The organism is Bacillus sp. Medicinal_06 (assembly GCF_056711665.1).
The window spans coordinates 1-11,007 of the sequence record NZ_JBWYHD010000034.1; the positions used below are offsets into that span (position 1 = coordinate 1).

General features: G+C 33.2%; 8 protein-coding genes and 6 pseudogenes. 5 read left to right on the forward strand and 9 right to left on the reverse strand.

Annotation, left to right across the window (positions count from 1 at the left end; all coding sequences use genetic code 11):
* Positions 1 to 174: 174 nt before the first annotated feature.
* From AC1M36_RS27875 to AC1M36_RS27890, 4 genes and pseudogenes are all read right to left on the reverse strand, one after another.
* Positions 175 to 786, reverse strand: a complete 612-nt coding sequence (locus AC1M36_RS27875; protein ID WP_336454454.1) for a class I SAM-dependent methyltransferase — start codon at positions 784 to 786, stop codon at positions 175 to 177.
* 83 nt (positions 787 to 869) lie between these two features.
* Positions 870 to 1,061, reverse strand: a pseudogene (locus AC1M36_RS27880) (NAD(P)/FAD-dependent oxidoreductase); the annotation flags it as partial.
* A 379-nt stretch (positions 1,062 to 1,440) separates the two neighbouring features.
* Positions 1,441 to 2,127 (reverse strand): annotated as a pseudogene (locus tag AC1M36_RS27885) (IS6 family transposase).
* A 67-nt stretch (positions 2,128 to 2,194) separates the two neighbouring features.
* A pseudogene (locus AC1M36_RS27890) lies at positions 2,195 to 2,467 on the reverse strand (IS4 family transposase); the annotation flags it as partial.
* A gap of 186 nt (positions 2,468 to 2,653) precedes the next feature.
* Between AC1M36_RS27890 and AC1M36_RS27895 the strand changes: the two are divergent.
* Together AC1M36_RS27895 and AC1M36_RS27900 are read left to right on the forward strand one after the other, a co-directional pair.
* The gene (locus tag AC1M36_RS27895; RefSeq protein WP_336454453.1) at positions 2,654 to 3,538 is read left to right on the forward strand and encodes an alpha/beta fold hydrolase; all 885 of its coding nucleotides are present in this window, start codon (positions 2,654 to 2,656) and stop codon (positions 3,536 to 3,538) included.
* 77 nt (positions 3,539 to 3,615) lie between these two features.
* A pseudogene (locus AC1M36_RS27900) lies at positions 3,616 to 4,306 on the forward strand (IS6 family transposase).
* Between the two features lie 438 nt (positions 4,307 to 4,744).
* Here the strand turns inward: AC1M36_RS27900 and AC1M36_RS27905 are convergent.
* The 5 genes and pseudogenes from AC1M36_RS27905 to AC1M36_RS27925 all read right to left on the reverse strand — a co-directional run bounded on the left by AC1M36_RS27905 (position 4,745) and on the right by AC1M36_RS27925 (position 8,017).
* A complete protein-coding gene (locus tag AC1M36_RS27905) occupies positions 4,745 to 5,488 on the reverse strand; it encodes a carbonic anhydrase (RefSeq protein WP_336454452.1) in 744 nt (247 codons plus the stop codon).
* A gap of 283 nt (positions 5,489 to 5,771) precedes the next feature.
* Positions 5,772 to 6,101 (reverse strand): DeoR family transcriptional regulator, encoded by a 330-nt coding sequence (locus AC1M36_RS27910; RefSeq protein ID WP_336454451.1) that lies wholly within the window; start codon positions 6,099 to 6,101, stop codon positions 5,772 to 5,774.
* A 381-nt stretch (positions 6,102 to 6,482) separates the two neighbouring features.
* A pseudogene (locus tag AC1M36_RS27915) lies at positions 6,483 to 6,971 on the reverse strand (IS6 family transposase); the annotation flags it as partial.
* Positions 6,972 to 6,974: 3 nt separating this feature from the next.
* The gene (gene hfq / locus AC1M36_RS27920; protein ID WP_241819274.1) at positions 6,975 to 7,163 is read right to left on the reverse strand and encodes an RNA chaperone Hfq; all 189 of its coding nucleotides are present in this window, start codon (positions 7,161 to 7,163) and stop codon (positions 6,975 to 6,977) included.
* Positions 7,160 to 8,017 carry a hypothetical protein gene (locus tag AC1M36_RS27925; protein ID WP_336454450.1) on the reverse strand — a complete coding sequence of 286 codons (858 nt, stop codon included), beginning with the start codon at positions 8,015 to 8,017 and terminating at the stop codon, positions 7,160 to 7,162. Before AC1M36_RS27925 ends, hfq begins: the two co-directional genes overlap by 4 nt.
* 161 nt (positions 8,018 to 8,178) lie before the next feature.
* Here AC1M36_RS27925 and AC1M36_RS27930 point away from each other — a divergent pair.
* The 3 genes and pseudogenes from AC1M36_RS27930 to AC1M36_RS27940 all read left to right on the forward strand — a co-directional run.
* Positions 8,179 to 8,262, forward strand: a pseudogene (locus tag AC1M36_RS27930) (IS6 family transposase); the annotation flags it as partial.
* Between the two features lie 500 nt (positions 8,263 to 8,762).
* A complete protein-coding gene (locus tag AC1M36_RS27935) occupies positions 8,763 to 9,500 on the forward strand; it encodes a hypothetical protein (protein ID WP_336454449.1) in 738 nt (245 codons plus the stop codon).
* A 62-nt stretch (positions 9,501 to 9,562) separates the two neighbouring features.
* Positions 9,563 to 10,756, forward strand: coding sequence for a hypothetical protein (locus AC1M36_RS27940; protein ID WP_479846488.1), 1,194 nt, complete (start codon positions 9,563 to 9,565; stop codon positions 10,754 to 10,756).
* Positions 10,757 to 11,007 lie beyond the last annotated feature (251 nt).

Genomic DNA, 11,007 nt, shown 5'->3' on the forward strand with positions numbered 1-11,007 from the left:
AATTCGTCTCTTAACCGTAGGAACTACGGGGATAGCCTAATCCATTAGAGTTCGATAGAACTCTGTACTTAGGAATCTCCCACTTCAAACAGTCCGTAAGGACGTTAAGTGGTGAGTAGTTCAAATTCTATATAGTACATCCTGACACAGTATACGCTATGTTTAAATTCAGCATCATACTGCCCATTGTAAAAGAATAATTTTATAGTTTCCTTTAAATATAGAAGGTTCCTCATATACAATCTTTATTGGCAAATCCTTGCATATATCACTGAACTTCCGATTAATATCTGTGCCAAGCAAGGAAGTAATGGTGTTGATTATGTTTCTACTTATACTGGAAGACGATTCTTCAGGTAAAAATTTATCAAAAACTAATAAGAATCCTGTTTGTTTAGTTACTCGAAGAGCTTCAGCTAAAGCCTGCTTTGGATGTTCAACAACACTTAAAATGAGATTTAGAGATACTACATCAAAAGATTCATCTGGAAACTGTAGTTGCTCTGCATTCATTTGTAGAAGTGTAGCCTGATTTTCCTGTATTTTAGTTTTTGCTTTGTTTAACATATCTTGTGAAAGATCAATTCCTGTAATATGGACATCTGAAGGAATAAAACGAAAGTCCTCTCCAGTTCCGACACCAACAAATAAAATATCTTGTTTTGACTTAAGGGGAAGAAGGGAGAAAGCTCGCCCCCTTGCCTTTATAAATAATTTGTTACTCATTAAGTAATCATAAATTATAGAAATACCTTTATACTTAAGTTTATTCGTATGATTTTTCATCCTTTTACACCTCTTAATAGTTATAAAAAAGTACGAAAAAGACAAAGACATCCATTTCGTTTTCTACATGTGTTCTAGCTTGTAAGAAATTTCATTCCTGGCAGTGAACTATGTAATCTATGTGTGAATAGAACCAAGGGTTCATATCTATTTCTCCACGAGTCCCCAATTCGTTTCCCTCCATCAAGGATTACAAAATTATAGCTTTCTTTTTGCAAGTAATATCCCATGCTCAAACCAGCTTGACCAGCACTAACTATAATAAAATCTAACAAATAGTTCCCCTCAGTATCTACTTTTTACAACATATGAATAATTGTTCATATGTTCATATGTTTTTATTTATTATAGCACTCTATTTTTAAGCGTCAAGGGAATTTTAACCATTTTTTTAAAGAGACACGGCCACATCGCTATCAATCTAGGGTTTTATTACACCCCAGAACGAAATATTTGGGCTTTCTTGTAACGAAAAAGCTTATTTATCGTTTTTGGGGTGACTTGTTTTCTTAAGTTGATGGATATGTGGCGATACCCCACATCCATCAACTTAAGGATTTAGGCTATTCTTGCAGTTAAAAGCACGTTACTATTCTCTGGTTCTGTTGCAAAGTTTTGTTAAGGTTAAGTGGTGCCAACAAAAAGTTGTACATTTTATGCGATTGTTAGTAGCTCCTGTAATTCATTGTATGTCGAAAAACCGAAGTCTGAGCCAAGACTTCGGTTTCATTTATATAAAGCATGAATGGTTTCGATGCCTTTCAAGGTACGGGAAGCGTGGCGAAGATTTTGAAATCCTGCGGATTTGGAAAAACGTTGCTTCACATGCCTATGGTCCTGTTCAATGAGATTGTTCAAATGCTTGATTGTACAATGAGTTGTATGTATATAAAAGCCTTGTTCTCTTAATTTGTTAAATGCGCAAAGTAATGCTGGTGCTTTGTCTGTAGTGAGAACCGCTGGTTCTTCAAACGTTTTGACTAATCTTTTCATAAAAGCATAGGCAGCCTGATGATCCCGTTTTTTACGAAGTTGAATATCCAATGTGTGCCCGTCTTTATCAATTGCATGATATAAATAACACCATTTTCCTTTGACTTTTATATAGGTTTCATCTAGTTTTCAAGATAATGGAACGTTTTTATTTTTCTTCTTCCAAATTTGATAGATAAGATTTCCATATTCATGAACCCAGCGCATGATGGTTGTTGGGTGAACCGAAATACCACGCTCTTTCAAGATTTCAGATACATCGCGATAGCTTAAAGAAAAACGAAAATAGTAGCCGACGGCTACCAAAATAATATCCTTTTTAAACTGTTTTCCCTTAAAATACCCCATATATCATTCTCCTGCTCACACTTTTTCTACAGGTTATCTTAGTTTAGAAATCTTTGCAACAGAACCCTTTTTGTTGTAATAGCAAAGAAAAAATATGTTTTAAAAACAAAACTGCTTTCACATTTAAACGTTTATTTAAGCCCTCAGGGCTGAGTAAAGTACCCGTAGTTGCATGAAGTCTACTACATAATCGAACTAGGGGATCACTTGCCACCCGTTGACTAATCCAAATAGTAGCTAAGTCTGATCCAGAAAACTTACGTTTTCACTTTATAAAACCGATTTCTCTTGCAAGTTCTTCCCCAAATGGTTGTAGTTCATCTTGAATCGAGAGATTCATATAAAAATACCATCCTTACTATTCTCTTTTTATCTAAATTGTACTAAAAAGGTATTGTTTTAGGATACAATGAAGTCAAAAGGGGCTATGTTACAAAATGAAAATTCCAGTATTTACAAAGGAACTACTCTCGTTATAAAATTAGACTGAACGGTCGGTTTGTAATTTGTTATAGGAGTGGATAATATGAAAGATCACATCATAACTTTACAAGATGGGCGTAAGTTAGCCTACATTGAATATGGTAAAACAAATGGATTACCAGTCATGCTATTCCACGGTACACCTGGTTCAAGAATTTGGTCATTAACAGATGATATGGTAGCCAAACGATTAGGGATACGACTTCTTTCAATAGACAGACCTGGCTACGGACTCTCTGATCCAAAACGGAATCGAACTGTTCTGGATTGGGCAGAAGATGTAAATGAATTAGCAGATCAACTAAAGCTCCAAACTTTTTCTATTATAGGTGTTTCAGGAGGAGGTGCTTATGCAGCTGCTTGTGCTTATAAAATCTCTGAACGTTTACAATCTGTACAGATGGTTTCTAGTACAACTCCGTTTGAGAATGAGAAGCCGCCAGCTAGTATGTGCCGTGAAAATCGGATTGCTTTCTTTCTCTCCAAACGATTACCTTTGCTATTAAAATGGGTATATCGTACTCAAAAAAAGCAAATGGAAAAAAAACCTGAAAAATATATACAGGGGATGAAAAAGGGGAATGCCCATTTATGCAAATGGGATCAACAATTTCTTCAAACAGATGAAGATATTAAGTTAACTATGATCCATATGAAAGAGGCATTAAGAAATAGTGTAGATGAAGCAGTAGCAGAACCTGCTCTCTTAGCAAAATATTGGGGCTTTAATTTTCAAGATATTTCTATCCCTATCCATATTTGGCATGGTACAGCCGACACTTTATCTTCAATAGAAGAAATAAAAAAATTAGCCTTAGTGAACCCTCATATAACAACACATTATATGAAAGATGCAGGACATTTCTTACCTGACGATCCTAACATATGGGAATCTATTTTACAAACAATTATCCAAGATACAAAGTAAACGATTCTGGTGCAAGAAATCTAGTAAACTTAGATATACTGATACTACTACTACTCTAAAAAAGGAGCATGATCAGTATGGAAAACCAAAATTTATTCAAATGGAAACATTATCAGCCTGATATTATCTTATTAACGGTACAATCTCAGTTTTCGTGATTTGGTGGAAATGATAGAGGAACGGGGTTTATCTATTTCTCATACATCGATTATGCGTTGGGTTCATCAGTATGGTCCTGAATTGGACAAACGGATTCGGCGTTACCTCAAACAAACAAATAACTCTTGGAGAGTTGATGAAACATATATTAAAGTAAAAGGGTAATGGATGTACCTGTATCGTGCTGTTGATTCGAAAGGAAACACAATCGATTTTTGCCTAAGCAAAACAAGAGATCGGAAGGCTGCAAAGCACTTTTTCAAGAAAGCTTTGCGGTCTTTTCATGTTTCAAAGCCTCGTGTTATAACAGTCGATAAGAATCCAGCTTATCCTATAGCAATGGAACAGTTGAAAAAAGAAAAAAGCATACCTGATGGTATGCAACTTAGGCAACAAAAGTACTTGAATAACATAGTAGAACAAGATCATCGTTTTATAAAGAAGCGTATCCGTTCTATGCTAGGGCTCAAATCTTTTTACACAGCTACATCCATTCTTTCTGGAGTAGAAGCCATGCATATGATTACAAAAGAACAGATTGATTTACGGAATCAGTCTGTCCAAACTCAGAAAGAATTCATTCATCAATTGTTTGGACTTGCAGCATAAGATACGATTCCGTTAGGAATATATGTGCTTTATTCTCTTTTATTTTTGCACCAGAACCTTTCTCTGTACTACGTAACATAAAAAACACTCCTTAATTAAATTTAAGTAATTAGGTTGCGGTCTATGACAGCAACCCTGTCACTACCCCATATAAAAAAATAGATAAGACCAGGAACTCGATCTTATCTATGGCATAAGGAGAAACAAATAGGGTGATAACCATCACTTTTTCATTATATTACATTAAATGTTAATTTTTAATATTATAAATACGAATATTGGTAATATCCATATTGAGAAATTTATTACTAATCTGTTTGCGGTATCAAAAGGTACACCTTTTGGAATAAAATAAATAAGGAAAAATCTTCAAATAGATTTTTCCTTATTTAATACCTTCTCTTAATTTAATTGGGTTTAGTAGGGGGGCAATTTTATTTATTCTTCGTGTTTTAATATTAGACGTTCGTTTAATGGTTGAATGTCACGATTATTATTATTGTAATAGCTTTGGAAAGCTTCTATTTGTACTTTTGAAACTTCTACCGGGTTTTTCATGACATACCATTCAACATTTTCTGAAAGTGGGGGAGTAGTCAATGAACCAAGGTAGTGATAATAACTTTTGTTGGTAGGAAGCATAGCAGCAATATTGATTTTACCAACAGAAGTGTTCTTATCACCTTTTTTAATACTATCAATCACTTTTTTGAACCCTTGGTTTTCTGAACCTTCTTTAAAGAACACACCAATAACAGCTAAACGACCGTCTTGTGCTTTATTTACAAAATGAGCTTCAATTGGATAATGCTTACTATCAAGTTTATGCTCACTAGGTGCATGAAAATGAAATTGTGTTAAATCAAAGTAACGACCATTGATTTTTGCTGTTCCAGTAACATCTACTTGGATACTGTGGCCATTATCCACTTCATCAAGTACAGCATTATTATAGTTAAGTTCGATTGCTCCATTGTCTTTCATTTCCTGTGTCTTAGTTGTGTCAATAGCGATTGGTGATTGTGTATCGCCTGATTCAAACTCCCAATTTTTTTGATCTTTGTAATTTACTTCATGTGTTGCAGTTGTCTTTTCTTTTTTGTCATTTGAAGCTATGTTATTACACCCTGTGATAAGTAGGGAAGATATCAGTAAACTTATCCACATGAAATTTATTTTCATGTTATCGCCTTCTTTCTAAAAATAGAGTACATATGATATATATTGGGTGTTTTTGCCCATCCCCCAAAAAGGGGGAATAATACAACATATACCAATCTGACACTGGATAGAGTGTTGTATAAATTTAATTATTTGCTATTAAAAGGAATTAGAGATTTTGTCGAGAACGTGCAAAAATGGGTCAAAGGATGTTTATGTCTATCAGTTATTTTTCAGTTGAAAATAACTAACTCGTGATAAATAAAAAGGAAAAGGACTGATAAGAAGTCCCTTTCCTTCTGCATTAGAAAATGGCGTATACACTTACAGTAAATGGTTCAGATGCATTTTTAGGATTCGCAATATACAATGATCTTGCTGATACTACACTTGTTCTATTACCACTTAATACATCGTGAAAAACAACGGGATCTGTACCAGCAGATACATCTTTCATAACATTAAAGCTAACAAAATCTGGATTTCCTCCACCCTCAATTTCCCACTTTAAATATTGTGTACCTGAAGGAAGGCTCTCAGTACTAAAGTTCCCACTTGAGCGGTTTTTTTGTCCATCTAAAGGTTTTGGTTGAGATAATACCGTTGCTACTAATTGTTGTGCTTTTGTTTCCATATTACATTCCCCTTTGCTTAATATATTTTAGTTAGATTACTACTGTAATCTAACTAAAATATATAACTAATAGAAACAAATAGGTATTGAGAAAATGTAATTTCTTGGGTATGTATAATTTATTTATTCGTAAATTATTGCATAAACTTGTATTTTAACTTTAGATGGTACATTTTTCACATTTTCAATATATAGGGGTCCCCATACATGCCCATCAACTTAAGAATGGAAACAAAGTGTACTTTCATTTTGAGGGGTCAAGCATTCCTAAAATAGAAGCATACTCTTAATAATACGCATACCAAATAAACCCTATCGGGTTCTGGTGCAAAGATAAAATAAAAGAGAATATAGCGCATATATTTCTAGTGGAATTGTATTTTATGCTGTTAGTCCGAATAATTGATGGATGAATTCTTTCTGGTTCTGAACAGACTGATCCTGTAAATCAATCTGTTCTTTTTTAATCATATGCATAGCTTCTACTCCTGCAAGAATGGATGTAGCTGTGCTAAAAGACTTGAACCCTAACATAGAACGGATTCGTTTCTTTATAAAGCGATGATCTTGTTCTACTATATTATTGAGATATCTAACTTGTCTTAGCTTTATGCCTTCGGGCATATGTTTTTCTTCTTTTAACGCTTGAATTGCTACAGGATAGGCAAGGTTCTTATCTACTGTTATCACGCGAGGTTTAGAAACGTACGAAAAAGCCAAGGCTTTCTTGAAAAAGCACTTGGCTGCTTGTTTATCTCTTGATTTACTTAGATAAAAATCAATGGTATTCCCTTCTGAATCCACGGCACGATACAGGTACATCCATTTCCCTTTTACTTTAATATATGTTTCATCAACTCTCCAAGAGTCTTTTTAAAGAACAACCGTTGAAATAGCTTGTTTATAGATCAATTGTTGGTTCCCGTTATTTAAAATCAATACCGTGAATTTATCTACTGCAAGAATCTTACCAGGTACTCTGAAACCGTTCATTAAGATGATCATAACTTCTTTTTTTGTCTCTATTGCTTGCTGATACAAATCCTCTTGAATATTAATCATTTAGATGGTTGCAACTCCTTTATTTTTTTAGAATCGTTCATGGCTTCTAAAAAAGCATATTCTTTTACCGTCATTTCAACGGTTGGACAATATTCGGTTTTTGATAATTTGTGAAGTAACACAAGGTTATTGCTTAATTTTTTTATCATGTCATCTAATGTAATTTGATCTACACCATACTCAATAACTGGATTTAAAAATACATCTAAGTTAATAAGACTTGGTTCAATGAGAGAAACAATTTCTTGTACTTTTGGTAATATAATTGCTTCATATCGCTTTTGGAATGATTCTAAGTCCTTTGGATCGAGCTCATTTTCGCATAACTTTCTAAAATCTGCCACTCGAATATTATTTTTTAACTCATCAATACGTTTTTGATAAAACGCTTGATCAAAACCGTCTTTATCTGCAATATCAAAATGAAGCTCTGTCTGCGATCTACACTTTTTTTTGTAAAAATCCATGAGGATTTGTTCTTTTGAATTAAACATCATAACAAAGACTGTTCGTTCTAAATTCGTGACTTGGTTGACGACACTTAGTGTTTCATCTAATACTTTTGCTCGTTCTTCATCACTTAACTTTCGAATAGAGGAAGGAACAAGGGTTTTTATATTTTCAAATGCTTCTGATACTAGGATACGTTGAAGCGACACCTGGGCGATGTCCGGTAAACAAGGATTTGTTGTTCTATCGAGAAGAAACAAATCCTTAATTGCTCGTACTGTATGTTTGATTTCTTTTTGAGCCTGCCGAATTTTCTCTATACTTCGGTCAACATATTGTGGTTGTTTTAGGCGATTGAAAATATACCCACGTCTTTCTTCGAAATGTTGCTGTAAAAGTGACATCGTTGTTTCCCCTCTCCGATTTTCTGAATTGACTAAACTTTCCTTTTATATTGTATCATCAAACTTTATGAATTAGGGGACAGTAGCAAAGTTTATTTAAATAGACAAAGTTTGAAAGTGCATATTAGACAATCAGAATCGAATATTCTTTACCAAGGTAATTGTCAAAACGAAACCGAAGTCTTGGCTCAGACTTCGATTTTTCGACATACAATGAATTACAGGAGCTACTAACAATCGCATAAAATGTACAACTTTTTGTTGGCACCACTTAACCTTAACAAAACTTCGCAACAGAACCATTTCACGAATTTGTAATCGTACATATCTTTTCCTTCTTTTGATAATTTTTACCATTTAGGAAGAGATATGTATTGTGCCTTTTTGACTGTATAGCTGTACTCCTTTTTTTCTTTTATACGACCGATCCATGAATGAGCGAAAAGAGATTACTTCTTTTTTAGATAACATAATCATAGCCCCTTTAATTTTCATCAAGGTGTGCACAATATTCTGAGCAATATTTCTTTCCACGATACTCCCAATACAGCCAAGCCGACAAAAAATATTCACTGCTGATTGTTCTATATACATTGCCAAAGGTTGTCTTGAGAAATAATTTTCTTCCGAAAAACACATTTACACATACATTATTTGTAAGATATGATGAGGGTAATGTTCCGAATAAATGAATTATTAGTAAAATATGTATTTTTATTAATAGTTTCAAAAAGGGGGATGTAATATGAAAAAATTACATGCATTAGTATTAACAATGGGTTTAATGACTTCAGCTGTAGTTGTACCTACTGCTACTTTTGCAGAAAGTGATGATTTACCTTATTTGAATGAAATTAAGAAAATGCAACCGGATTTGAGTACATCGGAATTAATATCAAGTATTAATGAAATGGCAAAGAATACAGGAAATACGAAAGAGGCAATTACTAAACAAATTTATAAAGAACTCAAAGCAGATGAAGCTCAAGGTAAAAAAGAAGCAAATAAAAAAATAAACACGTTAGGCGGTAGTGGTGGTACAGTATCTGTAGGTAATAGCAATATGGGCGATTTCTTTTATACTGGTTCATATACTGCATATTTGAATCATGGACATGTTGGTATGTACTATAATTCAAATACAATTGTAGAATCAGTTCCAGGTGATGGAGTACGTACACTTAGTACAACAGCTCGTAAAGTCGATAAAGGCGACGCTGTTGTCAAATCTGTAAATACTACTTGGCAAAACAAAAATGAAGCTGCATGGTGGGCGAAAAATCGTGTAGGTAAAGACGGATATTCTTATAATTTCGCCACGAATAGAACTACTGGTCATTATGGAGCTAAAAATTGTTCAAAACTTATCTGGTCAGCTTACCAGCTTAATGGTGGTTTAGATTTAGACAAAGATGGTGGCGCTGGCGTATATCCACGAGATGTTCGTGATGCGAAACAGACATCAGTAGTTCGAAATATCTAATAGAAAGAAGTGCAACGAATCCATTTGTTGCACTTCTTCTTGTAAGAAAGGAATATATCATAATGAAAAAACTACTATTTGTTATTTTAGGTGTAATTGTGATTACAATATTAGTCTATTTTTTCTTTTTCAGTAACTCAAATGTGGATTTGATATCTGAGGAAGATATTCAAAAAAAAGATTTTTTGAAGGATAAACAAGCTGTGGTATATCTTTCTTCTACAGCTGATCAAGACATGGATGGTAAAGGTATTAGTTATGCAGTGTTTATTAATAAGAATGGAGAAGCAAGTGGTTATAAAATGAATGGTTTAGAGCTTGGTGGTATAGGAGTATCAGAAAATAAAAAAGAACTTTTATTAGAAAGTAAGGATAAGCTTAAAATTGTAGGAGAGAACTTTAAAGAGTTTAAGATGAAATACCAACATACAGGAGATTACAGAGCATATTTAAAAAACATCGACTTGTTTGTAAACATCTATAATTCTGGTAGTAATCCTGATACCGGAGGATATGATTCAAATGTTGTATATGGTAATAAAAAAGGTATTCATAAAGGAAATATCCCATATTATCTTATGAGCTCTGGAGTGGATGAAGAAACTATTTTGGTCATAACTCAAGATATAGACAAAAAAGAATATAGTCTAAAAAAGGTAACATTTAATGATTTAAAGATGAAGCTTGAAGGTGTTACAGAAATTAGTTTAGATAAAAATATGTCATATTCTAGTTATTCTTCTATTTTAAGTGATGAAAATTTTTATTATACGGTTTTAGTTGAAAATGATAATACGATTAAAGGAAAAGTTTATTTGTTACGTATCAATAAAACGACATTAAAACAAGAATTAATTTTGTTGTCTTCCGAAGAGGATACTACAGCTTCAATACCTTTTACAAAAAACAATTCCGCATATCTACATAACAATGAATTATATTTTATAAATGGATTAGGTAACGTTATTATGTTTAATACACAGACAAATACAGTAAATACTAAGTTTAAGATTGACTATCATGTAACAGATGGTGTTAGATACAATGAGCAAACTTTCTTCAAGGACAATCAATTACATGTCTTACGGTATGATAAAAATCGAAAAAGTAAATATTATATAGAAATTTACTCTTTAAAAAATGGGAAGAAGATTAAAGAAAGTGAAGTTATAGGTATGGAAGAAATTATTAACTCTGTGCGGGGAGGAAAATCAATTCATGCTTATGACTTTAAAGTGTTAGGTTCAAAAAATTAAATAAGTAATCTAATATAAACTCCTTTTAATTATGTTTCGTTCAAAAGGTTCTGTTGCAAAGATTTCTAAACTGAGATAACCTGTAGAAAAAGTGTGAGCAGGAGAATGATATATGAGGTATTTTGGTTCTGTTGCAAAGTTTTCTAAATGAGGATACACTCTAGAAAAAAGAAGCCAGGAGAATCACAAATGCGATATTTTAAAGGGAAACAGTTCAAGAAAGATATTATTTTAGTAGCTGTCGGCTACTA